18 protein-coding genes and 1 pseudogene are annotated in these 24,999 nt (G+C 44.5%); 14 read left to right on the top strand and 5 right to left on the bottom strand.

What is annotated here, in order from left to right:
• Positions 1-46: 46 nt before the first annotated feature.
• The 5 genes from ACO05Z_RS10140 to ACO05Z_RS10120 are packed head-to-tail and all read left to right on the top strand — an operon-like array spanning position 47 to position 6,063.
• Positions 47-838, top strand: a complete 792-nt coding sequence (locus tag ACO05Z_RS10140; RefSeq protein WP_421902062.1) for an ABC transporter permease — start codon at positions 47-49, stop codon at positions 836-838.
• An 11-nt stretch (positions 839-849) separates the two neighbouring features.
• Complete coding sequence (locus tag ACO05Z_RS10135) at positions 850-2,802, top strand: asparagine synthetase B family protein (protein WP_421902061.1); 1,953 nt, start codon at positions 850-852, stop codon at positions 2,800-2,802.
• Positions 2,799-3,995 (top strand): class I SAM-dependent methyltransferase, encoded by a 1,197-nt coding sequence (locus ACO05Z_RS10130; protein ID WP_421902060.1) that lies wholly within the window; start codon positions 2,799-2,801, stop codon positions 3,993-3,995. The genes ACO05Z_RS10135 and ACO05Z_RS10130 overlap by 4 nt, the downstream gene beginning before the upstream one ends.
• Before the next feature lie 2 nt (positions 3,996-3,997).
• Entirely contained in the window at positions 3,998-5,179 is a 1,182-nt protein-coding gene (locus tag ACO05Z_RS10125; RefSeq protein ID WP_421902059.1) for a glycosyltransferase family 4 protein, read from the top strand.
• A 26-nt stretch (positions 5,180-5,205) separates the two neighbouring features.
• Positions 5,206-6,063, top strand: a complete 858-nt coding sequence (locus ACO05Z_RS10120) for a glycosyltransferase family 2 protein (protein ID WP_421902058.1) — start codon at positions 5,206-5,208, stop codon at positions 6,061-6,063.
• Between the two features lie 75 nt (positions 6,064-6,138).
• Here ACO05Z_RS10120 and ACO05Z_RS10115 read toward each other — a convergent pair whose 3' ends face one another.
• The 4 genes from ACO05Z_RS10115 to ACO05Z_RS10100 form a co-directional block, all read right to left on the bottom strand.
• Positions 6,139-7,872, bottom strand: coding sequence for an ABC transporter ATP-binding protein (locus ACO05Z_RS10115; RefSeq protein ID WP_421902057.1), 1,734 nt, complete (start codon positions 7,870-7,872; stop codon positions 6,139-6,141).
• Complete coding sequence (locus tag ACO05Z_RS10110) at positions 7,865-10,441, bottom strand: class I SAM-dependent methyltransferase (RefSeq protein WP_421902056.1); 2,577 nt, start codon at positions 10,439-10,441, stop codon at positions 7,865-7,867. Before ACO05Z_RS10110 ends, ACO05Z_RS10115 begins: the two co-directional genes overlap by 8 nt.
• A 326-nt stretch (positions 10,442-10,767) precedes the next feature.
• Positions 10,768-12,528, bottom strand: coding sequence for a hypothetical protein (locus tag ACO05Z_RS10105; protein WP_421902055.1), 1,761 nt, complete (start codon positions 12,526-12,528; stop codon positions 10,768-10,770).
• A 223-nt stretch (positions 12,529-12,751) separates the two neighbouring features.
• Entirely contained in the window at positions 12,752-13,882 is a 1,131-nt protein-coding gene (locus tag ACO05Z_RS10100) for a glycosyltransferase (RefSeq protein ID WP_421902054.1), read from the bottom strand.
• Between the two features lie 71 nt (positions 13,883-13,953).
• On the opposite strand from ACO05Z_RS10100, the gene ACO05Z_RS10095 reads away from it, so the two are divergent.
• From ACO05Z_RS10095 to ACO05Z_RS10070, 6 genes are all read left to right on the top strand, one after another.
• A complete protein-coding gene (locus tag ACO05Z_RS10095) occupies positions 13,954-15,084 on the top strand; it encodes a glycosyltransferase family 4 protein (RefSeq protein WP_421902053.1) in 1,131 nt (376 codons plus the stop codon).
• Between the two features lie 91 nt (positions 15,085-15,175).
• A complete protein-coding gene (locus tag ACO05Z_RS10090) occupies positions 15,176-16,231 on the top strand; it encodes an autotransporter outer membrane beta-barrel domain-containing protein (protein ID WP_421902052.1) in 1,056 nt (351 codons plus the stop codon).
• 96 nt (positions 16,232-16,327) lie between these two features.
• Positions 16,328-17,047 (top strand): glycosyltransferase family 2 protein, encoded by a 720-nt coding sequence (locus ACO05Z_RS10085; protein ID WP_421902051.1) that lies wholly within the window; start codon positions 16,328-16,330, stop codon positions 17,045-17,047.
• Positions 17,034-17,408 (top strand): DUF2304 domain-containing protein, encoded by a 375-nt coding sequence (locus tag ACO05Z_RS10080; RefSeq protein ID WP_421902050.1) that lies wholly within the window; start codon positions 17,034-17,036, stop codon positions 17,406-17,408. Before ACO05Z_RS10085 ends, ACO05Z_RS10080 begins: the two co-directional genes overlap by 14 nt.
• Positions 17,409-17,502: 94 nt before the next feature.
• Complete coding sequence (locus ACO05Z_RS10075; RefSeq protein ID WP_421902049.1) at positions 17,503-18,315, top strand: dienelactone hydrolase family protein; 813 nt, start codon at positions 17,503-17,505, stop codon at positions 18,313-18,315.
• A gap of 22 nt (positions 18,316-18,337) precedes the next feature.
• On the top strand, positions 18,338-20,284 hold the full coding sequence (locus ACO05Z_RS10070) for a hypothetical protein (RefSeq protein ID WP_421902048.1): 1,947 nt from the start codon (positions 18,338-18,340) through the stop codon (positions 20,282-20,284).
• Positions 20,285-20,472: 188 nt separating this feature from the next.
• Here the strand turns inward: ACO05Z_RS10070 and ACO05Z_RS10065 are convergent.
• Positions 20,473-21,604: pseudogene (locus tag ACO05Z_RS10065) on the bottom strand (IS3 family transposase).
• A gap of 515 nt (positions 21,605-22,119) precedes the next feature.
• Here ACO05Z_RS10065 and ACO05Z_RS10060 point away from each other — a divergent pair.
• Genes ACO05Z_RS10060 through traI form a run of 3 tightly spaced genes read left to right on the top strand, consistent with a single transcriptional unit; the run spans position 22,120 to position 24,849 of the window.
• On the top strand, positions 22,120-22,935 hold the full coding sequence (locus ACO05Z_RS10060; protein WP_421902047.1) for a Rha family transcriptional regulator: 816 nt from the start codon (positions 22,120-22,122) through the stop codon (positions 22,933-22,935).
• Positions 22,910-23,227: a plasmid mobilization protein gene (locus ACO05Z_RS10055; RefSeq protein WP_421902046.1), complete on the top strand. Its 318-nt coding sequence runs from the start codon at positions 22,910-22,912 to the stop codon at positions 23,225-23,227. Before ACO05Z_RS10060 ends, ACO05Z_RS10055 begins: the two co-directional genes overlap by 26 nt.
• Entirely contained in the window at positions 23,224-24,849 is a 1,626-nt protein-coding gene (traI, locus tag ACO05Z_RS10050) for a TraI/MobA(P) family conjugative relaxase (protein WP_421902045.1), read from the top strand. The genes ACO05Z_RS10055 and traI overlap by 4 nt, the downstream gene beginning before the upstream one ends.
• Positions 24,850-24,999: the final 150 nt, after the last annotated feature.

The raw sequence follows: 24,999 nt of genomic DNA, 5'->3' as shown, positions 1-24,999 counted from the left end.
CTTCCCTTTGTCTTCTTGATCAGGTTCCGTACAACAGATTTTAATTATGCTAATTAGTAAAATGTATACTCACCGCCACCTCCTTATAGAGATGGCACGAAGGGAGATAACAGATCGGTATGCCGGGCAAATCCTGGGAGTCTTCTGGGCCGTCGGCCATCCAATTTTTCTCATGCTGGTGTACATGATTGTTTTTGGACTGGTATTTAACAGTCAACTCGGGGGCACCGCAGAAGAACCCTATGATTATTCTGTGTTTCTTTTATGCGGCCTCATCCCTTGGCTGACTTTCAGTGAAGCCTTAAATAAAGCACCGACCGCCGTTACTTCAAGCGCAGGATTAGTTAAGCAGGTTATATTTCCGCTATCTGTGCTACCTATTAAATCCGCTCTTGCATGTCTATTTAGCCAGGTGATTTCTACTTTGTTTTTAATGGCATATGTACTTATTAGATTTAAGTTTCTTATGTGGACTTACTGCCTTATCCCAGTTGTTCTGCTATTTCAGACGATGGCAATGATCGGCACTTCCTTCCTGCTCGCTGCATTGGGTGTTTTTTTTCGAGACTTAAAGGATATCGTTCAGGTTTTCTGTACTGCTAATTTTTTTGCTATGCCCATGATATACGTACCCACAGCCCTTCCCGGATTTGCCGAAAAACTTCTTCTTTTCAATCCATTTAGCCATGTTATCTGGTGCAATCAGGATGTATTCTTTTTTGGAGCCTTCATGCACCCTTGGTCGTGGGTTATTTATGGCTGTGGCTCTGTATTCATTTTTCTTATCGGTTATTCAGTCTATGCTCGAATGGAGCATTTATTTGCTAATGTTTTGTAGGTGAGGTTTTTGTGTGTGGAATTGCAGGGATAGTAGGAACAGATGGATCTCTTTCTGCTGAAGACTTGAAACGTTTGGCTTTGAACATGAGAGACATGATGAAATACCGGGGTCCCGATGACGCCGGTGTTTGGTGTGATCCCTCAGGAGAGTGCGTTCTTGTTCACAGGCGATTGTCTGTTATGGATTTGAGTTCAGATGGCAGACAGCCCATGTGGAATGAAACAGAAGAACTAATTATTACATTTAATGGTGAAATATATAATCATTTGAAACTCAGAAAGGAACTGGAGTCACGAGGACATATTTTCAAAACCCGTACAGATTCAGAATGCATTGCCCATTTAATGGAAGAAAAAATGGATGCAGAGGGAGTGAATAGCCTTAAAGGCATGTTTGCCTTTGCTGCGTGGGATACAAAGGAAAGGAAACTGTTACTCGCTCGAGATCATTTTGGGAAAAAACCACTTTATTATGCGCAAGGCCCAGGATGGTTTGCCTTTTCCTCCGAGTTAACCCCGCTTACTATTTTGCCGGGATTCGACTCAACAATTTCTCGCGATAATGTCGCTAAGTATCTGATACTTCAATATATTCCAGCACCAAACTCTATTTATGACGGGGCTAAAAAATTGCCCCCAGGAACAAGCCTCACGCTAGACTACTCCAAAAAAGTCAGGATCGAGCCGTTCATTGAACGTCATGCTGATTTTGAATTTTTTTGTGGCGACCCTGCTTTGGGCTTTGGTCCGCCCATGTATAGCCGCCAGACTCCATCACAATCTCGGCTTGCAGCAGTACTACTGAATAAATTTCGAAGAATCAGAGGCCGCTATTCTGAAAAAAATGCGACAAACCTTCTCCCTGCGAGAGTTGAGCAATTAAGGAAGCTAATTATTAAAGCAACCGAGCAGCGTTTGATGAGTGATGTCCCGTTAGGCGCCTTTCTCTCCGGTGGTGTGGATTCATCGCTTGTTGTGGCTATTATGACAAAGGAACTTGGCCTAAAACCGGAAACCTTTGCCATAGGCTTCGACGGGACAGATGAAACGGAGCATCAGTATGCCAAGATGGTTGCAGAGCATCTTGGCACTAGGCACCGAGAAAAAATACTGAAACCAGATGTCCTCTCTACTGTCAGGCAAGTGGCAGAAGCATTGGATGAGCCCAACGGAGATTCCAGTTGCCTTCCAACCCTGCTGCTTTCCGAATTTGCAAGAAATCACGTTACAGTTGCATTGTCTGGAGATGGTGGAGACGAACTGTTCGGAGGTTACTCGCGCTACTTCCAGACATTGGAAGAAGAACATACTTCGGTTCTGAAAGGACTGGCTCCATGGAGTCCTTCTCGGGCGTACATGTCGTTTCGTATTTTTGTATATCTTCCTGAAATGGTTGCCAAGCTCATGGGAGGGTTGCCACAAGAGACCTCGGATTATTTTTCAACATGGAGCCCGTGGCTTGACAATAACTCCTTGCCCTTAATGCATCGCATGAGAGCGTTGGACGCGGCTACGTACTTGCCGGGGGCAGTGCTGGCAAAAGTCGACAGAATGTCTATGCAGCATTCACTTGAAGTAAGAAGCCCTTTACTGGATTATGACTTGGCTCATTTTGCGGAATCCCTTTCTCCTGAGGAATGCTACTCGAACGGATCTGGGAAAAATCTGCTTAAGGCTGTAGCCGCCAAGTATATTCCATACGAGTGGCTTGAGAGAAGAAAAATGGGGTTCGGATTACCGATGACTTTCTGGAAACCGAAAGAGTTGGTAGCATTTGCACGCGAAGTAACCATGGCTCCTAATTCTCCTGTCTTGGATTGGATGGATAGAACCGCCTTGGATCAATATCTCAAACAACAGGAAGATCCGGCACTGTGTTCGGTGTATCAGATGTGGACACTGCTGATTCTTGCGCTGTGGACGTCAAACAAAGCCGGAGCATCTTCCGCAATTCATGTATGAGTTTCCCAGAATTGATAATAATCCCTCCCAAAAAGATAGCTAAGGAAAATGGGCATTGCTACATTATAAATCTTCCGGAACTTGAAGATGTAGCCTGCTCCGTCTCCAACCCCGAATCGCCCTATCAACTTTTCGAAGGAGATCAGGGCTTGCAGCCTGTCAACGCTCTGCATGAGCTTATCAGAAACGTTGGAAATGGTGCACATTCCCATTGGTGCGGGTCTCTATTATTTTCATCTTCTGACAATTCAGACCCCCGTATGAATGGACGGGAATATTCGCTTAGGAATACCGGCATATCTGCTGAGCCCGTTAACTACCGCCAGCAGAGAGTCAGCCATGAAGATCTGGATGGAGATGTCGAGTATGCTCTATCTGTAGGTTTGGGCTATTGGGATCTCGTGAAGGAGGCCGGCATTACATCTCTTAAAGGGAAAACTCTTATGGAGATCGGGCCTGGCATAAATTTCGGGTCAGCGGCCATCCTGGCATGCCTTGGAGCAGATTTAATCTACGTTACAGATCGATTTCTAAGCAAGTGGAACCCTGGGTACCACCCTGCATTCTACCACTTACTCAAGGATAAAATGCAGGCTTGCACCGAGTCGTTTGATCTTACGCCGTTGGATCAGATATTAAAAACGGGAGGATATAAATCTTCTCGGATAGCTCCGATCGAAACACAGCTTGAACAACTCGATGGCATTCCTGACGATACGATAGATATCATTTTTTCGAACGCGGTTTTTGAACATCTTGTTGATCCCGTTACGGCATTCAGACAACTCAACCGAGCCAGTCGGGTAGGTGGGCTAGGATTTCATCAGGTTGACTTCCGGGATCACAAGGATTTTGATCGTCCTTTGGAATTTTTGCTATTCAACGATAAGGACTTTAAGAGATTGTTCAACAGGTGTTGCGGAGAATGTGGCAACAGGACTCGCCCGAAAGAAATGGTGAAAATTGCTCAAGAATGCGGATTCACTGTTTTGAATTATTCGACAAATATGTATACTGAGAATGAATACCTTGAAGAGTTCATGCCTCGTTTGAGGAAAAGCCGTTCTCGGTATACTGATTGGGATAAGAATGATCTCTCTTCTATCTCCGGTCGTTTGTATCTCAAGAAAAAAAATGCACTGAAGCCAGAGCACAAAAGCTTCTTGGGAAAAATAAAGAGGCTATTTGGATAAAAATGAAATGTGCGTTTCTTATTGATTCTTTTCAAAAGTCAGGAGGGCTCCTTGTTGTCTTGCGCCATGCAGTGTATTTGCAAGAATTGGGAAATTATGTGGTCCTAATATGTGACACATCTCCCTCCAAGGACTTCTATAATTGGTTCCCCAAAGCTGAAAGTCTTGAAGTCCTTTCAACCAAAAGCTGCGAAGGTGAAGAATTCGATATAGCCATAGCCACTTGGTGGGAGACCGCCTTCAACTTGCCCAAGGTCAAAGCCAGAACGTACGCATATTTTTCACAACTCGTCGAATCCTTGCTATACCCGGAAAGCCAGATCCTCAAAAAACTGATGGCCGACGCCTCCTATTGTCTACCCGTACACATGATAGTAGAGGCAACTTGGATTCAGCGGCACTTAAAGCAGCAGTACGGAAGGGATGCCTCGCTTGTTTTAAACGGTCTCGACAATGATATTTTTTACCCCGAAGTCTCTCCGATTGCTCCTCCTGTTTCCGGAGTAAGAGTTTTAATCGAGGGGGATATATATGCTCAGCATAAAAATGTGCAGGAAGCTCTGGACATAGCGCGGCAGTCAAATGCCCAAGAAGTTTGGCTTTTGACTCTGGCCGATATTTCGGATCATTCGATCGCGGACAGGGTGTTCTCTAATGTTTCTGCCAAAGAGGTAGCCTCAATCTATAGTGCGTGTGATATCCTGCTCAAAACATCACTCGTCGAAGGGATGTTTGGCCCTCCACTCGAAATGTTCGGTTGCGGCGGTACGGCTGTCGTATACAAAGTTGAAGGAGCTGAAGAATATATCGTAAATGGGAAAAATGGAATTGTTATAGATACCAACGACAAGGTTGGGGCGCTCAATTCCCTTAATATGCTGATCGCTGATTCCGCACTTCTGGCAAGAATGAAAGAAGAAGCCATAATTACAGCTTCCGAGTGGCCCAGCTGGGCTGAATCATCGTCAAAATTCGCTGAAGTAGTAACACAGTTGTCAGATCATGCGGCCGCCCCCTATGCGCAATTGGCTGCTTCCTGTCGTCATTTTCTGGAGATGCAACAGGCAGCTGAAACATTTCAATGGAATGTTTGTGGGCTTTCCCTGAAGCGCATAGCGAAATTCTTTGATCAAAATCCGAAAATATATCGTGCAATTTCCCCACTTTGGTCTTGGTTGCGATGAGTTCCTTGTTTCCCTTACGTGAAGATTTGGGGGTCGTTATTGTAACCTATAACCCCCGCAAATCGCTTTTGAAGCTAATAGAGCGAGTTCTTCTTTTTGCCCAATTCATCTTGATCGTGGACAACGGATCATCCAATACAAAAATTTTGGACTTGTGCGAGAACATCCCAGGGGTGCAAATCAAATATCTTCGGGAAAACACTGGAGTAGCAACAGCTCTCAATCTCGGAATGGATAAAGCCATCTCTGCTGGTTTGAAACACGTAGCTCTATTTGATCAGGATTCGATCCCTGTAAAGGATTACCTTGAGCATATAAAGATGGCCTATGCAACTTGGCACGGTCTCAAGCCAGTTGCCGTTCTTGGGGTCAATTATACCACAGAGATAGGCGACAACAAATTGACCGGGTATGCTCAGACAGGAAAATTATTGTTCGCAAACCAGACAGCGATTACTTCGGGGAGCATTATCAACTGTGAAGCATATGAAAATATTGGCCCATTTAGGGATGAGTTTTTTATAGACCATGTTGACCATGAATTCTGCCTTCGGGCAAGGGCGCATGGCTATGAAGTTCTTGTTGTTGAGGCTTGCCTCATCAGCCATATGATTGGAAGGGTAGAACTAATCCCGATCGGGAGGTGGAATATATTGTTGACTAATCATTCCGCCGAGCGACGGTACTATCAAAGACGTAATTTCCTATTCCTCCTCAAGGAATACTGGAGAACTGAGTCCATATGGTGCCTCCAGATGTTTATTAAGGAATTGCTTGGTGGTGTCACCATGCTTTGCGAAAAGGATCGTTTCCGGAAGCTGGGCTATTCCTTGTGGGGGCTGTGGGATGGCATCAGAGGGTGTTGTAAGCACCGGTTGCTATAACCGCTCTATTCAACAATGAGTGCCTTATATGCTCAGCACAGCCTGAGTCATGGCTAACTAGTTGCTTCCAAACGCTCAGTGTTCGATACTCCAGGTCACTGCAGGCTCATATGATACGTTTTGGATGAAGTCCTCTCTTGTTACACTCATATACAGGCAAGGCCTTTCATAGATAAGCTTTTCGTCATTGTGGTTGATGCGAGTAATATCGGACATACCGAATGCAAGGGTGTACATGCCTGCCCCAAGCATCATGGCGGGTATATCCATAGAAAAAACAGTGTTCCCTGGAAGTAAGTCGAATTCTAGTGACGATGGCTGACACTGAGCATCGATAAAAGCTGCCGTGTTGCTTGAAACTATCATATTGCCTGCAGAATCAAACAACTGAAATCCAGAAATTGTGTTTGGCCAGTGCACACGGCTGTTCACCATTGCTTGAATGGTGACAGACTGACCACATGAAATGGTTTCCACTAGTTCCCCGTATGCATTAATGACCCTTACTCCAGTCAGAGTTGCAAGCTGAAGCGGGCGCAAAAAGTTGATACCCTCAAAATCATCTTTGTTTAGATTTGAGCCGCTCTTGAGCGCTTTACGCAATCTGCTGGGAAGATTGGCTTCAGCCTCCATGCGCAGCGCAAGCTGCTTGTCATGAAGCTCTATGCGATATCGGCGCTTGTTGGTGTTAGGGTTACTGTTATCACTGGCAGAAAATAACAAGCTTGATTTCCAATGAGAGTAGCTACCAGTTCCAACCTGAGAAATGTTCGCATGCTCACAGTGTGCAGGACCTAGCAGTTTGTCATCTTCAAATAACAAAAGAGGAGATGCCTCGGGATTCAATTCGCTATCGGAAAAATTGGCAAGATCTGGCAACTCGATGCTGTAAGCCTTATCTGAGTAGTGGGAAAATGGTTGATCCAGAGTTAGTTTAACATCACCAATACTTTCAGTAGCCAGCGATACCCATCCATGTTCCCGTGATAATAGATCGGCGGAATCGGGAAGCTCATTATAGTCATTGGGATGGTGTTGCTCTACGGTAGTAGAGGCAGCTTTGTTATTCTCCTTCACGAATTCTCTAGCCATATCAAGCTCATGCTGCTTACATACTTCATGTGGGGCTCCATCGGCAACGATTACCCCGTTGTTGATATAAATAACCCTGCTGCATTTTTCTTGAAGGAAATACATGTTGTGTGAAACAATTATGGCTGTCCCCCCCTCGCGACACATATCTGATATATGCTTTGTACACTTGGCTACGAAGGCTTGGTCTCCGACAGAAAGCGCCTCGTCTATAATCAGGAGTTCGGGCCTGACGCAAAAGGCGACCGCAAATGCCAAGCGGGAACGCATGCCCGAGGAATACGTTTTCACCGGACGTTCAAGGAAATCGTCCAACCCGGAGAACTCAATTATCCAAGGGAGTCTTTCTTTTATCTGGCGTTTCGTAAGCCCTATAGAAATACCACCCAAATAAATGTTTTCAACTCCTGTCTGTTCATCATTAAAGCCGGTGCCAAGTTCCATTATTGCCCGGCAGGAACGATTGATGGACAACTCCCCATCGCTTGGACTCAGAAGACCTGCGATAATCTTGAGCAGTGTACTTTTGCCAGCTCCATTTTTTCCTATAATACCGACTATCTCGCCTTCTGTAATAGACAGGGATATGTCCTTGAGCGCCCAAAATTTGGTATGACGACTCTTTCTGGATATAAATTCAATCAGTATATCTTTAGGTGAGGCGTAGATGTCATACCATTTTGATAACTTATTTATTTTGATGACTTCATTATGCATTATTTTTTTGAGCTTTTATGAGTTGTAGTAACCTATACACCTTGACGACACTGCTGGGACTCTCATCAAGAATTGAAAGGACGATCTGATGCCAAAATTGAGGGTTGTTTCGCATAATTTTAATTAGTTCCAGTACGGCTTCGTTGTCATTGCTATCTCCCTCGCATAGTGCCGTCGAAAGGTGTTCAACTCCCTGCTTTATAATATTCTGTTTGTCCAACGGGGTGCTTTCTGCAAAGTCGGAAAGTGTGTACGGATCAAGTCCGAGTCCGACACACCTCAGGATAACGGCCAAATGATCCATGTCTCCTTCGATCAATCGCAGAAGAGCATCCATGTCCATTCCGGCGATTGCCTTGATGATTTTTTCCCAATCACCAGCTCTGCCTGTACGTTTCACTTCTTCGGTAATGCCGTGCCAGACTTCGAGATCCCCCCTTGCAACGTCCATGACATCGGCAAATTTCCGAAAGCTATTTTCTCCTTCTTTATCGCAAAAAATGTCTAAGGCGTTATTTGCAAGTTTGAAAAACTTCTGTTGTCTCGGATCGGGGGGGGTCTTTTCTGCAATTGCCCGCAGTTCCTGATGATCAAGTCCGAGTCCGACGCATCGCAGGATGACAGCCAAAGAGTCTACATCTCCTTCTGTCATTGCCAGGAGAGCATCCATGTCCATCTTGGAAAGGGCTTCGACTATTATGACCCAGTCCAAAACTCTTCCACTTTTGCTGATGGGCTCCACTATGGTTTGCCACTTTTCAGTAAGAGTTTCATTATTTTTCAAGAAGTCCAGTAGATTAAGCACTCCCTGTCTGGTTGTATCATTCTGGTGCAGGTCTATCAGTGTCGAAAGTGCCTCGAAAAATAACCCCCTTTCACAAATTGGCTTGTCTTGGCTTCTGCCGATCGTTTCAATACATCCAAGAAGATCCTCGCTGTCAGCGAAATGTAAAGAAGAATGCTGAAGACGTTCGACCATATCCATTACAACAGCCGGGGAGATATTAGTTGAGTTGTCGAGCAAGCTTGCCCATTTTTCCACTCCTCCGGTACATTTCATGTTTTCAATAAGTCTGGAGATTACATCGAGATCAATTCCAGACGTTGCTTGCAAAAAAGTTTCCAGTTTTGCCGCAACGCTTTTTGACGGAAGGTTCAGGGCAAGCGTGGCTGCGGTATGAACGGGAACGTCCTCTCCAAGCAATTGATCTATACCCCAAAGTCTGTTTTTCGTCCTTTCTTGCCAGTTGGCATACTTGGTCATCTGGAATTCAAGTTTGTGATTGGCAGCTTCCTCTTTGTAGCTGTTTAATATTCTAGCGAAAGAGGAGTGAGCAAAATGATTTGTTGTATCCAGACAAGGCGGTTTTTCGAATTTTCCGCAGACGGCGATATGAGCATTTGCATAAGTATCGGTTGCTTGTAGCGTTTCCCCAATGTGCACACTGTCCTTAAGGGTCATCTTGTTAGACATGGGATAAATGCCGCTCATGACAATGTCATGCTGCCCGTACCATTGGACGAAGGGAAAAACGTCAAGAAGAGCCTTCAACTCTTCAAAAGTCGGGACGTGAAGGTGGAACCTGTTCTCATAGCCGTCAATGCGGGAAGTCCAATCTTCTAGAGACTGAGACGGGACAGAAATAACGAATATCCCATCATCCTTGAGAACTCGGAAAATTTCAGAAACGAGTTGCTGTTGGTTCACAATATGTTCAAGAACCTCAAAGCATACCGCCACGTCAAATGAGCCATCTGCATACGGTAAAGGCGTCTCCAGATCATGATAAGTAAAAGCGGCCTGTTTGTTCTGAGTAGAGCTACGGGCATACTTAATACCTGCAGTGGAGTAGTCGATGCCAGTCAAATCCTTGGCCCCGGCTTTAATCATCATCCTGCTGCCAATGCCAGAACCGCACCCAATATCAATTACGGATTTGTCCGTTATAAAAGGCAAAATGGAGCTGTAGCGAGTCTTGACATGGCTAACGCTAGTCATGTCCGCAGTCTTTTCGTCCAGCCATTCGGTATATTCGTTGTCCGGACGAACCAAATGAAGACCGGACTTTTGATTTTCGCTAAAAATTCCTGCCTGTGGAGCCATTCCGGCAGACCTGAATAGATTATCAGACAAGGGTATTTCGTCATTGCCATTGGAGGCATAATGATGGTGTTCTCCACCCAACTTGGTTATTTGAACTAGCTGAGGAATTAGATCTGAATCCATGACAAATTCTGCTGTCGAGAACACAAAATTATATTGATTATGTGCAATTGACTTCAAATCTGACATCGTGGACTCAATAGTCTGTAACAGACCCTTGTGAGATTTATTATTAAGTGCGGTAACTATCGGAAGAGGATCAATGGGGTCAGCTGTGCATACCAGCATTGTTTGGTAAAGCGGGCCGTCCGAGTCATCCCAATCTTTGATGTCATCGGCTACTAAGGTAACGGAGCCAGCGCCATTACAGAGAAAGAACATTGCGACTGCAAGGTCATCTCGAGTTCCTAAGATCAATATGTTAGCGTCCAACAGTCTCCAAAAACTGTTAGCAATTGATTGCATCAAACAATCCTTCACATCCATTGTTCTGTTAAAACGTGGAGAGATTTTTATGGGACTGGCAAGGATTGACTGATACTGTCTCAGGTAACTTTTTTTGCTGTCTTTATTTATCATAAATACCTATAATTATTAGCCTTGTGTCGCGACGTAGTGCTTTCAAAAATCATAAATCAATGAGCAATCAAGCGGCCTTTCTATACCTCAGCGGCAGTTCTTTTGTCCAACGACGAATGTCCGCGATTTTAATTCGTAAAGATATTAGTTAGCGGTTGGTTGCGACTGAAAGATCCGTGGTGATTGGATATAGAATAGGGCAGATAACTCTTCTAGCGGGACAAGAGCCGTCTAACAAAGAAAAATTGTACTATTAACAAAACTGGCAGGATGAACTTGATTATGTAGAGCCTGTCTTCAAATTTTTTTCCAACTGATATATACTCATCATCCCCTATGGGATATACGGTGTTATCTCCTGTTAGATACCAATCGACAATTTCATTCAATAAACTCTCGGCTATACTACTGGAGTCCGGAAAGAGTTGCTTGAGACGTTTTAGATATACTTTAACAATAGTCTCCCTCTCACTTGGCGCTTCGTCAATGCCAAATGGCAGAATGACACCGAACTGCGGGGCAAGCAATAGCTTGTTCCCTGATTCTGTTGTGATTTGAGCCACAATGTGACCGTTAAGCCCCACTCTATCTCCCTGTATACCGTTTTCCTGAAGCAGGCCAAGTAATATGATCACATGCTGCCCACAATCACCTGCTCCTCGACGCAAGCCTCGCTGATAATCAAAGTATTGGTAATGTGAGTAGTTTGCCTCATCAATATAACTCATTGCGTACAATAAGTAATTTTCCCAAATAGGAACCCTCACCAGAGGAGTGACAGACATCACCTGTTCCAACTCTTTTGTTAAACGGGTGGCATATTTGCTGTCGGTTTCTTTTTTCGTCCGTTCAACGTCCTCTGTAAAATGTTCAAGTGATAGTGTTACATCATATTGAGAATAGGATTTGACCAAGCTCAGTGCGTCATCTTTGGTCGATAATAAAAAGCCTACACTCGAAACAAAAAGCAACAAAAGGCCTAAAACAAATGCTAGCCCAGATGTATATAATATTCCATCTCTTAACGTGATCTGTGTTTCTTTGGGAACAGATACCGATAGGAACAGTAGTCCCGTGAACAAAAGGGAAAAGATAACTAAGGTACGGGATTTAGCGATAATTGGCATCCGGAGAGTGTACTCTTTGTTGTTATTAAAAAAGTCATTGTTTGCGGTAGTGGAAAATTTGAGGAGAGGTCCCAATTCATATGCGCCATTCCCAAATTTTTTAACGACCCTTGTGTCCGTTGTGCGAGGCCCCAGAGGAACGTCCTCTTCATAGAGCAGCCATTTTGATTTGGGTGAGTCAAAAAAGATTCCATGTTCGCGAAAATAGGGGTTAACAATTATTTCATGCCCGATTCCCGGTGAGGCATTGGATTTGTTAATCACGACAGTTTTTTGGATAAGTCCTAGCGTTCCGCAAAGACTAAAAACAATAAATGCCAAGCAAAGGAGCATGCCAGAGTGAATTAATGTTTTCAACGAGATGCCAAATGAAAGCATAGATAAAAGGCTAAGTAGCATAATACAGCCGAGAGCCCAGTATGCAACTTTTGGCGGGTTAAAAAAGGCACGGAGCAAAACAACACTGGTATCTGAAAAATCTCCATTTGAAGGCAGGGAGAATAAGACTGAGTTCCCCCAATAAGAGTATCGTCCTCCCCCAAGTGTGATGATGTCTTTATGCAATGAATGTGGCCTGTCGAGGCGTATCCCATTTACAAACAGGATTGTCTTGCTTGTACTAGAGGAAAGATCATCAGGGTGAGACATGAGGCTTAAAGGAAATGGAACTGGAGCAGAGTACATATTGTCTTTAACATGATGAAATTGCTTAAGATTAAGATCAAAGTGAAAGGCGTAGTGCGTACAAAGAATACAGCAGAGAAGAATTGCGCTTCCTGTGAAAAAAAAGAAGCTGGAAATAGTGTGAATGTAGGTGCTTTTTATGATATTTTTAAGCGACTTCATAAAGTTCGGTCCCAATAAAGGTAAAATTACATTAAATATTAACTATAGATGGAGATGGTATGCGAAAAATCTTGATGCCAATATTTTTAATATTAATTATGGCAGGGTGTTCAGCCCATTCAAAAACCAAATCTGAAAGCACGAATTCAACCAAAAGGCCTAATTCTGGGGTTATCGTGAATGATATTATGAGTAGAGACAACAGACTGCCCTGAACTGGTAATTAGCTATGCTCGCCTGCAAGAATCGATAGATATATATCGTCGATTCTTGATGCTGCCTGATCAATTTTAAAGTTCTCTTCGAGTCTGGTTCTGCTAGCCTGACCATATTGTTGTGCTTTCTGCGGGTCTGAAATGACTGCTTTTATCGCATTAGCAAGTGCCCGATGATCCGCAGGTGGGACAACTAAGCCGGTACTGCCGTGCTCATTTACCCAGCCTGTCCCAGATCCGGGAATGTTCGTACTTACAATCGGAACCCCGTATCTCATTGCTTCCAGCAATACCATTCCGAAAGCTTCACCTCGATCAATAGATGGAAGGCAAAAAACAGAAGCCTCTTGCATCAATGAATGTAGCTCCTGATCTATAATCTGACCGGGCAGCATTACGCGTCCTGATAATCCTTGCTGTTTGACCTCCTCCTCTATTCTTTTACGCTCCGGACCGTTGCCTGCGATCACGAACTCGACTTCCGGGAGCATAGCTGCAGCCCTGACTAGATATTCAAATCCTTTGTAATATGCGAACCTGCCGACGCTAAGTACAAGGGGCGGGTCCTTTTTTTTCTGTGCCCCCGAAGGGTACCTTCCTATGTCCAGTCCTAGGGGAACTATTGAACTTTTTTGACGCCACGAGGCAAGAGATTGGCTTGCTTCAAGATACGGAGGAGAGGTCGCGATAATGTGATTTGCCTTTGCAAGGCATCTCTGCTCGAAAAATCTGTAGAAAGGGTAGAGTAAGCTGATGTATGGATTTGGGGCTCCCTGAACATCGGCATGCCAGTGGATAACACAGGGGATGTCATCTGGAATACTCTTGTAGAAAAGAACTGCGGGGTTGGGCAGGTGCAGGTGGATCAGTTGAGGAGGGCAGGTGGAGATCTCTTTTTTCAAGTGGTCGGCGAAGGAAAACGAAACAGGGGCGAATGCCATGTTGCAATTAACCTTGACTCGGGTAATTGTAATATCTTTGGTTCGGGTAACAGATGTTTTACTGGAAGACTTTCGGTTATGGCATAATATACGTACATCATGTCCTTTTTTAGTTTGGGCAGAGGAAAGGTCTCTTACAAAAGTTTCTATTCCCCCTCTTTCGGGGTGAGCGTATTTACTGATATGAAGAATCTTCATCTGTTCCGCGTGTTCTGGTTTAGGTCAAATTAATTATAAAGCCTGTACTGTCCGGCTGCCTGTTTCTATTTATGAAAAAAATATTGGTTAATGCAATCCCCATGACGGTGGTCGGCACTGGTGTCGGAAGATATCTGCGCGGTCTATACGTCACTCTCGAAAAAGAGTTTTCAGATCGGCTTGAGATCAGCTATTTTACAGGGAAAAGCATTGTCAGGAATATTCCTAACTCAGAAGGACCGGGATGGAAAGAAGCACTGGGGCGCATGCTGTGGCGCATGCCATATCCCGTAGCCTTCGGGGCAAGACTTCTAAGTCATTTGCCTATCGAAAGAAGGTTTCGTAGTTTAAGCCGGGATTACCATATATACCATGAGGCCGCTTATTTCCCTTTCAAGGCTGCTGCCCGAATGCCGACTGTATTCACAATACATGATCTGTCCTTATTGAGATATCCGCAGTGGCATCCGCGCGAAAGGGTTTTATATTGGAGAACTTTTTTTAAACGCAGGCTTGGTCTTGCTGATTCCTTTTGCGCTGTTTCTGAGTTCACAAAGCGGGAAATGGTTGAATATTTGGATATTAACCCTGAACTGATCAGAGTGACCCCCCTTGGGGTCGATACCGATGTTTTTAATCCGGAGCACGATGAAGAAGCACAAGCAGTCCTTGAGTCTTCCGGCATTCCAGAGGAATTTATATTATTCGTAGGTAGTGGTGATCCCCGTAAAAATTTTGATGCACTGGTTAATGCAGTGGAGAAAACTCAATGCCAGCTGCCTCTGGTGTCTGTGGGGTGGAGCGGATGGAGCTCCGGCCACGAAAAAACAATCATCAATATGGGGTATGTTTCTGACCGGATGTTAGCCCAGTTATACCGTATGGCGACAATGCTGGTTATGCCCAGTGAATATGAAGGGTTCGGTTTGCCGGTGGTGGAGGCTATGGCCTGCGGATGTCCTGTTGTTATTTCGAGCGCCGCAGCCCTTGTCGAAGTGGGCGGAGACGCTGTTATTAAAGTAGAAAATGTTCATGATTCTAACTTGTTATCTTGTGCCATCGATGATCTGGCGGGTTCGCTCAGTATGCAAATACGATTATCCGGATTGGGGCTTAAGCGCGCAGCTTCCTTTAGTTGGTGTGATACCGCGCGCGGAACAGCTAAAGTGTATCTTGACGATAAATATGGACAAAATTTATAAAAAGTCTTGACATGTCTATTTACTAGGGTATTAGATAAATATCTATGTGAAGTACTGGGGTTATAAAATAAATATTTACTGAGCAGAATTTATGAAAAAAAATATCTTTCTCTCCCTGATGTTCGTGTTGTTTTCCTGTTCGTTTGCTTTTGCTGAAACTAATGGTCAAAGTCAGGCTAGTAGCGACGTTGTTCGTACAACAAGTCAGGCCTTGACTACCATGGTCCAAGGACGTGTTGCTACAATTGCAGCCCCTAAGCCTTCCGGGCTTAAACCGGGGGGGACTGCTCCTGCTAAGCTTCAGTTGGATTCCAATAATGTTATTGATGGAAACGGAAATGTAAACCTTTCCTTTAATGCGGAAGATCTTGGTCTTGCTTCTGGTGACGAGGCAAATAATTTTGGAGTTTGGGCAATGGGGTCCTACACTTACTTCGCAAGTTCCGCTTCCGGTGGTAAATATGACGCGGATACCTATAATTTCCTTGTAGGTGCGGACTATAAAATTACTCCTGATTTTCTGTTTGGTGTTGCAGGTGGATATGGTGTTCTGGATCTGGATAAAAAAGATTGGGATAACGGAGCAGATACCGGCACACTGAAAACTGACTATGAATGGACTGTAATGCCATATCTGGCATATAATATTACTGATACAACGATCTTTGACGGCGCATTTGCTTATACTAATTCTCGCTACAAGGATAGCGATGGAACTAATACAGGTAAGTATGACTCAGACAGGTACCTTACCAGCCTTGGTGTTTCCCAATACTTTATGATGGATGACTGGACCTTTAGTGGGCGACTCGGATACATGTATGTAAGTGGTGATCTTGCTTCATATTCACGGGGAGCAACGGATATTGCCAATCCGGATAGCTATTTGAGCCAGATGAGTCTGGAAGCAAAAGCTGCCTACTTAATGATGGGCTGGATCGAACCGTATGCAACTCTCAGATATTACTATGACCTTGGTGTATCCACCCGTCCTGTCAAATCTGACTATGATGAATTCGAAAGTATCCTCGGTCTGACCATGTATGCAACTGACCAGTGGATTCTTGGATTTGAAGGTGGAGCAACTGTTGGTCGTGCCGATTACGAATCCTACAGGGGGCAGGCTACTATCCGTTTCGAATTCTAATATTGATTTTAATACCGTCATAAAAAGAAGTGGCTCTTTATTTAATAGAGGCCACTTCTTTTTTTTATCGTTTGAACTGATAAAAGAATGAGTGCTATGTTAGATTCTGTAGTAGTTATAATTCCTGCTTTTAATGAGGCGGAAAGTATTGGATCAATAGTCAGGGAAAACGTTGCTTTTGGGTATTCTACAGTGGTAGTTGATGATTGTAGCACGGACTCTACATTCGTTGTTGCTAGAGAGGCTGGAGCAGAGGTCATACAGCTTCCATGCAGATCAGGTGCATGGGCTGCTATTCAAGCAGGAATGCTTTATGCGTACAGAAAAAAAAAATATGATCTGTTCGTGACCATGGATGCTGACGGCCAACATCAGCCCCAATTTATTTCTTTGTTGCTAGAAAATTATGATCGTTTAGGAGTTAATGTTATAATCGGCAGTTGTATACAACGCGGAAGCCTAGCTAGAAGGCTTGTCTGGCATGTCTTTTACTTACTTACACGTCTGAAAATACGTGACATGACTTCAGGGTTTAAATTATACGACAGACAGGCAGTAGAGATCCTTTTATCCCCGAAAGCAGTTCTTTTCGATTATCAAGATCTAGGCCCTCTGCTGCTTTTGAGAAGGCATGGCTGTAAATTTTACGAGACTTCCATGCATATGCCGCCTAGACAAAACGGGCGTTCTAGAATTTTTAATTCATGGCTTTCGGTTTTTGTATATCTGTTCAAAACGTTTATCTGGGTATTGTCAGACTGGTTATCTAAACCGGAAGATAGTACCAAGAGCAGGAGCGGTTATGACTCTATTTAAATTTATACCCTCCGCACTGTCTGTCTTATTTGTTTTGACCATTTTTTTTCTTATTAGGAGACAGCGTCTTGGGATATTTCAGACTTCGTGGTGGCTTTTTTCCGCGTTAAGCATTCTTGCCTTAGGTCTTTTCCCTTCACTCGCCGATAAAATTGGTTTTTTCTTTGGAATTCATTATCCTCCAATATTGCCTGTAATTTTGGCGATATGCATGCTCTTTGTTAAGGTGCTGACAATGGATATTGAACGAACCCGACAGGAAATAAAAATACGGGTACTTATCCAGAAGATCGGTGTTCAGGAAACGGAATTGCAACGCTTAAAAGAAGCATTGGAAGAAAGAGGGGGCGATTCCAATTAGCAGCGCGTTTTGCCCTGCCTGTGCAAGAAGGGGGCAGCCGATTCAAGTGATTCATAACTTTTCACTCTTTTAAAGTTCTGGTGCAGGGATACCAATGAAACAAGTTCGTTTAAAGCCCCTTAGTTCACTCGCTTTTGTGTTTTTATTGTGTGTTTTTATTACCGGTTGCGCTTCTTTTGATCATCGCTCATTTGCTGAGATACACGGTTTCTCAGGGCATGTTTTTTCTGAAGAAAATTTTAGTATTCAAGGGTATCAGCGTGGAAAGTCCCAGCGTTTGCGTGTCTACATTGAAGGAGACGGCAAGGCTTGGCTTTCAAGACGCAGGCCCTCCAGTGATCCCACTCCGAAAAATCCTGTGGCCTTCTACCTGGCCGCAGAAGACAGCAGTCCTGCTGTGCTCTATCTTGCCCGTCCATGCCAATATGTTGAAAATGAGAACAGGCGGAATTGTGTTGTCCCATTCTGGACTTCTGCCCGATTTTCAGAATACGTAGTTAATGATTTAAATAAAGCATTGGATGAGGCCAAATCTGCTTCAGGAACTGAAAGACTTGAGCTTGTCGGGTACTCTGGAGGAGGGGCTTTGGCTGTGCTGCTTGCGGCTCGCAGAGATGATGTTGATTTAATAGTGACTGTTGCCGGGAATCTTGATCACTCCTTTTGGACTGATTTTCATAAGGTTTCTCCCTTGCGTCATTCTCTGAATCCAGCTGATGTGGCTGGTAAAGTTGAGCATATAAGACAGATACACATAGTCAGTGCCGATGATGAAGTAATCCCGGAGGCTGTGTGTGAAAGCTATCTGTCACGAATGACTGACCGGAGCAGAGCTAAGGTAATCAGAGTTGAAGATATTGAGCATTCTGGTGATTGGCGTTCGGTGGTCAAAAGGTTTCTTCCGTAATTGAACTTGTGGGCTAGTATTGATGGATAGTGAGAAAAAAAATCTGTGGCCTGTTGCCATTCTGATTGTCATCTGTGCCGCTGCCTTGAGTTTTATGCTGGCAAAGTACAATCTGCAGTTCCTGATCGATAAAGGGTTACACCTCGATGGAGTTCCGTTGCCATGTAACAATGACAGTTACTACTTTTTGGATCAGGCCTATTCGCTGGTTGAAAACGGGGCCGGGCTTAGGGATTTTTTTGCAGACTCAAGGCAGTCAATTATGCTGCCGTACCTGCTTTCGTTTATAGCTGGCTCTGATAAACTGTTGATGATGAATATCGGGAGCTATGCCGGGCCGGTTTTAGGATTATCCATGCTGATGGCTGTTCTCCCTTGGGGTATCCAAAGCCGCTCTCCTGCTATCATGGTCATTTCATCCTTCCTTGCTCTATGTGCACCATACTGGATAACTCGAACTCAGGTGGGGTTTCTCGATACTGACATTCTCGTGCCCGGACTTTGTTATTTTGCCTTGTTTTGCGTTTTTAAGTTTTCATCGTTGAAATCAAGAATTACGGGTTGGGTGTTTGCTTATTGGGTTACCGTTCTTTTTCTTTGGTTTTGGTGGCGGCCAGGCGCGATGCTTTCAACTGGTTTCCTTTCCCTGTATATCCTTTCTCCCAGACGGAATCGTGTTGATGCATGTATAAAATATATGCTGCTGGTAACGTTGTTAGTCATTGGGGGACTGGCGTTTGCAGGAGTCAGTCCGTTTGCGAAATATGCGGCATATGTCTCGGCGCATGCAAAATTGGCTTTTGGTGGATTGGATGGTTCACTTATAAGTGACTCCATTGTTGAGTTGAAAAGGATAAGCCCATGGGAAATGCTTAGCAAAGCATATTGTTTTCCTGTTTTGATATTGCCGGCCTTATACGGTCTGCTCATATACGTGCGAAGCTTCAAGTTTAGGGCCCTTTTTCTAGGGTTCGCTTTTCTTTTTGGTGGGGCCGCATGTGTTTCGCAACGGTTCATTCCTCTTTTTATCCCGGCAGCATCCTTTTTTGCGGCTTACGGGGGTGTTGCTCTCTGTTCTGCTGCCAGCGAACGGCTTGATCCATATTTTCCTTCCTTATTGAAAGGGCGTAATGCTTTTTTGGCTCTATGTGGGACTTGTGTTTTGCTGCTGAGTCTCTTTACAGCTTATGACCGTGAGCCTGAGTCTTACTTTAGTCCGCAAGATTTTGTTCTTGCAAAACTGATCAGGGAAAAGACTTCCTCGGATTGTTTAATTTGGACATGGTGGGATTATGGGTATTTCTTTAAGTTTCTGACTGACCGGGAAGTCCTTTTTGACGGCGGGTCACAATCAGAGGCGACGTGTTTTATAGCTGCGTATCCATTGATTCAGACGGATATGGATATTGCTTCCAGTTGGATGAAATCTTTTTCAACTGGCTCTATTTGGGAAAAAGAGGCGTATGTCAGAGGTAATGATTTAGAGAAAATTTTAAGTGATATTGTGAAAGCTGGTTCAACTGAAGATAATACAGTATCAAGGCCAGTTGTATTGTGCCTTCCAGAAAGAGTGTTCACTACTGTTGGATATCTATACTCTTTTGCGCACATTTATGACGAAAAAGTCCCGCCAGTCCTTAATCATCTTGATCTGTTCCCCAAGAAAGGATTCGCTTATGATGCTGGTAAACAGACTGTACAGATCCCTGAAGAAATGATTTCCAAAGGCTATGACAGCTTTGGGGCTGTGATTGATACCTCGGATATAAGTTTGGATGATTTATGGCTCGATAAGCTAGCCGATCCTTATCTGGTCTACTCAGATAAAACTGATTTCATTGCCGTGACAGATAAACTACTGGTTGAATCAGTCCTTTTTCGTCTTTTAGGATTTTTTGAAAATGATACTGGTCGTTTTCCAAGGATTTTTTTCGACTATAATTTTGGCGGGCTATGGCTGGTGCGTTAAGTGATGAATTGAAGTTTCTTATAGTGATCTTCACAAAGCTGAGTTGTTGTGAGGGGCGATAGAATTTTGTCCGCAAAGTGTACGCAAATCTGCGTACAAAACTTGGTAGTTTTAAGTAGTTTTCGGCAGTTTTGAAATTGGGTTGAAATAGAGGTTTACATCCAGAGTGGGGGGAGTGACGTCTTCCCTTATTCTGTACCGGTCAAATATAGAGAAATTCGGCCTTCTGACGGTGTTTTATGGGCGAGGGCAAAATCGTTTGGCGTCTGATCTCCCAAAGAGGAGTGCGGACGAAATTCATTATACTCCTTGCGCCATGCTTCAATTTTGGTCGAGCGTCTGAAACAGATAAAAACCAGTGGGTATTCAAACACTCGTCCCGAAAACTTCCGTTAAAAGATTCAATAAACGGATTATCCGTTGGTTTTCCTGGCCTAGAAAAATCTAAAACAACTTCATTTTCATAAGCTCATTTATCAAGTGCTTTAGAGATGAATTCACTGCCATTATCCACTTGGATGCGTATTGGCTTCCTACCTGAGATGACACGTAGCCATTCCAATCTGGCAACGACTTTATCCCCTTTTATCGAGGAATCTACGTGAATATCCAAGCATTCACGACTAAAATTATCGACCACAGTTAATGCTCTGACTCTTCGGCCATTGTATAGATTATCAGCCACAAAATCCATCGACCAGCACTGATCAATAGTGGAGAGTTCTGGACGATCCATTCGGCGTGCTGCAGATATATGTCGTCTTGGCCGTTTAGAGCGCAGGTTCAAGCCTTCCTCGCAATATATTCGGTGAACCTTCTTGTGGTTCACATACCAGCCTTCTCTTCTCAACAGGATATAAATTCTATGGCAACCATAGCGAACACGGCTTTCAGCAATATCCCTGATACGAAGTCGTAAGGGGGTATCATCCTTCCGTACCGACTTATAATAGTAGCTCGATCTTCCAAGACATAGAACTGAACATCTTCTGCGAATGCTGACTCGGTAATCCTGCTCCAAATATTCAGCAAATTTAATCAACTGGGCAGGCTTCAAAGCTTTTTTGTCAAAACATCCTGAAGCATTTGCTTGTCCAAACTCAGATCGGCAACCAGTTTCTTTAATTGGCGGTTTTCTTCTTCAAGCTGTTTTAAGCGGCGCAACTCACTTACGCCAAGACCACCGTATTTCTTTTTCCAGTTGTAGAAAGTCGCTTCGGATATCCCCATCTTACGGCATACTTCGCTGACCTTTGTGCCTGTTTCGGCCTGACGCAGTGCAAACGCTATTTGTTCATCGGTAAATTTACTTTTCTTCACGGCAAACTCCTTACTGTGACAATAGGTTGGTTTGCCAAAAATCTCTATTTTTAATTGGTCCAGCTTATTGGGAAGACGTCACTATCGCTGAATTCATTGTTTATTGATTTATTCTGTAATCAACTTAACTGACATTTTATCTTCAGCTGACGTAAGGGTTTTGCCTAAATTTTGGAGCCTGCTTTCGTGTCTTGCATTCCTTCCATTATGATGTTTGAAAGCGGTTTTTAGTCTCTCACAGGTTACTTTTGGTTATTATTGGTTACTATCTGTTATTATAGGATATTTTTCAAAATGGGTTCCGAAATAACCGAAAATCTCATATAATCTCCCGGAGTCCGAAGGCAGGACAGGTAAGGTAGGCCCACTTTTTCAAAGTGGTCGACCTTACGTCCTGCTCAGCCATAGGGCTGAGGTTGGCTTATTCGCCTTCGACTCAACGCAAGTTGCTGACAAAATTGAGGACGGCTCAATTTTGGACTGACATTAACTGCAAACTAAGTGGAGTATATGAGATGAATAAAAAAATTAATAAAAACGGACAAGTATCAAGTGTTGTTGAATTGGTGATGGAGAATAACCAGTCAATGGTCTCATCTTTGGTTGTGGCTGAATTGTTTGAAAAGCGGCACGACAACGTTCTTCAATCCATAAATGAGTTGGAAATTCCAAATGATTTTAACGCCCTCAATTTTCAGGGCGTTAAATATACGGATGCTAAAGGTGAAAAGCGTCCTGCCTTCAACATGACTCGTGACGGGTTTTCCCTGCTTGCCATGGGATTTACCGGCAAGAAGGCTATGGAGTGGAAAATCAAATTTCTTGAGGCGTTCAACGCCATGGAGGCCAAGCTGACGGTCCCGCCGGTAGAGGGCAAGATTCAGTATAAAAAGGCGACACCGGAAGCCGTAAAGTCCTTTGAGGGTATGGCCCGTTACTGGTGCTATCTTGAGGGTTTTAGCTGGGAGCAGGGCAAACGGCAGATCGAGGGGGCAATCAGAGTCTCGGATATCTATGAAATGGATAGGCTGGCTTTGAAGAGTGCATGGACATATCTCAACACCTGCATAAGTGTCGTTCCTCCAAAAATGCGTGGCGTGGATGTCTGCTCGGCGGAGGAGCTGACACCGGTTAATGGGTTGCTTGATTACTGGGCTTATTGCGGCCAGTACTCTCGTGAAGAGTTGCTTGCTGATACATGCGGAAAAATGTGCATTGAATCGCTGGAAGATCTGCCAAAATCCTATCTTCCCCATGCTGTAAGTCTTGTTTGGGAAGGTATTAACAACGAATCCGGTAGAGCTAATGCCCTCAAAGAAGCAAGTCATTAAAACCTATGTTTCCAGAGAGGAGTACGCGCAGATCAGCAGGACTGCACAGCAGTGCAGTCTTTCGCTGTCTGCCTTTGCCAAAGCCGTTTGTCTGGGACATGAAATCAAGAGTCGTACTGACCAGCAGGCTCGCCGGGAGTTGCTGAAGCTCAATGCCGATCAGGGCCGTCTTGGCGGTCTGCTCAAGATGTGGATTCTTGATGATGATAAGCACCGCACGGATGTTGAAGCTTTGCTGGAAGATCTCCGCCAGCTTCAGAAAGAAATAGTTCAGAAGGTCCGAACCATATGATTAGTCGCAGGATTTCTTGCAAGCCTCAGAATGATAATTATCGGCGGTTGGCCGATTACATTGCCGACGCCAAGCACAAGGGTGAAAAGACCTTGATGTCTTGGTGCGCTGGTTGCTGGGCTGGCGAGGATTACGAACTGGCGATTCAGGAGGTCCTCGATACTCAGGATCTGAATCAGCGAACCCGCAAGGAAAAGACCTATCACTTAATAGTTTCCTTCAGGCCGGAGGATGAATCCGTTCTTACGGAGAAGGATTTCAAAGAGATCGAGCAGGAGTTTTCCAAGGCCTTGGGCTTTGAGGAGCACCAGCGGCATTGTGGCGTTCACAAGAATACCAACAACATTCATATGCACATCGCATATAATATGATCCATCCGGAGAAGCTGTCACGTTATGAGCCTTACCGGGATTTTTATAAGCGCGACCGGCTACACCGTGAGCTGGAGCAGAAGTTCGGCCTGAAGTTCGATAATGGCAGGCAAAAGGATCAGGAACCTAATCGCAGTAATGACCGCGCAGCTACTTATGAAGCTCACTCCGGCCAGCAGTCCTTTGATTCGTATGTGAAGGAACGCAAGGACTTTATCTTGAAGTCGTTGGATAAGGCGCAGGACTGGCATCAATTCCATATGTCTCTAGCTGAGATCGGGATCGAAGTCCGATTGCGCGGAAACGGTTGCAGCATTAAAGACCGCCATTCCAAGACGGCTATTAAGGCAAGTCGGCTTGACCGAAATTTTACCAAGTCCAAACTTGAGGCCCAGCTCGGTCGCTATCTGCTGACCAAGGGGATCGTGGTTAATGAGAAGGATAGGTATGTCGCCCGACCGCTGCATAAGCACCGCGGTGAACTGTATGCCGAATATCGGGCTGCTGTAGCTGGCAGGAAAAAGGCTTATGAGGATCTGCGTGAAGAGCAGGATGGTCGCTGGAAGCAGACCAGTTCCTATTGGGATGGCAAGATCAAGGCCCTTAAGAATGACAAAAAACTCAGAATCAAAGATCGTAGCCGGCTAATTGCTCTCGCTGCCGGCAGAAAGACAGAGGCTATCGAAGCCCTCAAAAAGGAAATGTCCGGAAAGCGTGCGGAGCTGCGTGAGCAGACTCCGTTCAACCGCTGGAATGACTTTTTGAAATGGAAGGCTGAAAGCGGTGATGAAATAGCCCTGAAGGTTCTGCGGTCGAAGAAGGAACCGATCCAAAGCAATCCTTTTCCTGCTTTTGATTCCCCGGCATCAAAAGTCTCTGAACTGAAGCTTAAGCAGAGTCAGTTTAGAACCGACGCAAGTTTGGCGTGGAAGGATAAGCGCAGGTTGTTATCTATTTCCAAGATGCTCCAGTTGCAGGCCGAGGAGGCCAAGCGTACTGATGATCCTAGAAAGCGTAATCTGGATCAAATGACCTGGCGCGTCGATTCGTCCGGAAATGTGCTCTACACACTGAAGAATGGAGCCATGGTTAAAGATAATGGCGATAAGATTTTCTTCAGCGTGAATGATCCTGGGGCGGCTCAGGTAGCGCAAGGGTTTGCGCGAATGATGTTTGGGCGAAATGTTTTGATGGAAGGCAATGAGGTTTGTCGGATGCAAAACAAGGTGGTGAAGGGGCTTGGTCGATAGATGAAGTTTTTCAATTCCAATAGTGTCGTCTGGTGTGTTGCGGCAGCTGTATAGACTGCGGTATGGTGTTTCTTAGAGTGTAAGCTTTCTCTCGTAGCAGTCCTCAATCTATTCTTGACCAGCTCAACCGAATTTTTCTGATTGTAACAG

It is taken from the genome of Maridesulfovibrio sp. (genome assembly GCF_965230075.1).
Classification (GTDB): Bacteria; Desulfobacterota; Desulfovibrionia; order Desulfovibrionales; family Desulfovibrionaceae; genus Maridesulfovibrio.
This window is presented reverse-complemented; position numbering and strand designations above follow the sequence as displayed.

Coding starts and splice junctions, on each gene's coding strand:
- ACO05Z_RS10140 (WP_421902062.1), top strand. CDS start 47: ATGCTAATTAGTAAAATGTATACTCACCGCCACCTCCTTATAGAGATG.
- ACO05Z_RS10130 (WP_421902060.1), top strand. CDS start 2,799: ATGAGTTTCCCAGAATTGATAATAATCCCTCCCAAAAAGATAGCTAAG.
- ACO05Z_RS10125 (WP_421902059.1), top strand. CDS start 3,998: ATGAAATGTGCGTTTCTTATTGATTCTTTTCAAAAGTCAGGAGGGCTC.
- ACO05Z_RS10115 (WP_421902057.1), bottom strand. CDS start 7,872: ATGCATAATGAAGTCATCAAAATAAATAAGTTATCAAAATGGTATGAC.
- ACO05Z_RS10110 (WP_421902056.1), bottom strand. CDS start 10,441: ATGCAATCAATTGCTAACAGTTTTTGGAGACTGTTGGACGCTAACATA.
- ACO05Z_RS10105 (WP_421902055.1), bottom strand. CDS start 12,528: ATGAAGTCGCTTAAAAATATCATAAAAAGCACCTACATTCACACTATT.
- ACO05Z_RS10100 (WP_421902054.1), bottom strand. CDS start 13,882: ATGAAGATTCTTCATATCAGTAAATACGCTCACCCCGAAAGAGGGGGA.
- ACO05Z_RS10095 (WP_421902053.1), top strand. CDS start 13,954: ATGAAAAAAATATTGGTTAATGCAATCCCCATGACGGTGGTCGGCACT.
- ACO05Z_RS10090 (WP_421902052.1), top strand. CDS start 15,176: ATGAAAAAAAATATCTTTCTCTCCCTGATGTTCGTGTTGTTTTCCTGT.
- ACO05Z_RS10085 (WP_421902051.1), top strand. CDS start 16,328: ATGTTAGATTCTGTAGTAGTTATAATTCCTGCTTTTAATGAGGCGGAA.
- ACO05Z_RS10080 (WP_421902050.1), top strand. CDS start 17,034: ATGACTCTATTTAAATTTATACCCTCCGCACTGTCTGTCTTATTTGTT.
- ACO05Z_RS10075 (WP_421902049.1), top strand. CDS start 17,503: ATGAAACAAGTTCGTTTAAAGCCCCTTAGTTCACTCGCTTTTGTGTTT.
- ACO05Z_RS10070 (WP_421902048.1), top strand. CDS start 18,338: ATGGATAGTGAGAAAAAAAATCTGTGGCCTGTTGCCATTCTGATTGTC.
- ACO05Z_RS10060 (WP_421902047.1), top strand. CDS start 22,120: ATGAATAAAAAAATTAATAAAAACGGACAAGTATCAAGTGTTGTTGAA.
- ACO05Z_RS10055 (WP_421902046.1), top strand. CDS start 22,910: ATGCCCTCAAAGAAGCAAGTCATTAAAACCTATGTTTCCAGAGAGGAG.
- traI (WP_421902045.1), top strand. CDS start 23,224: ATGATTAGTCGCAGGATTTCTTGCAAGCCTCAGAATGATAATTATCGG.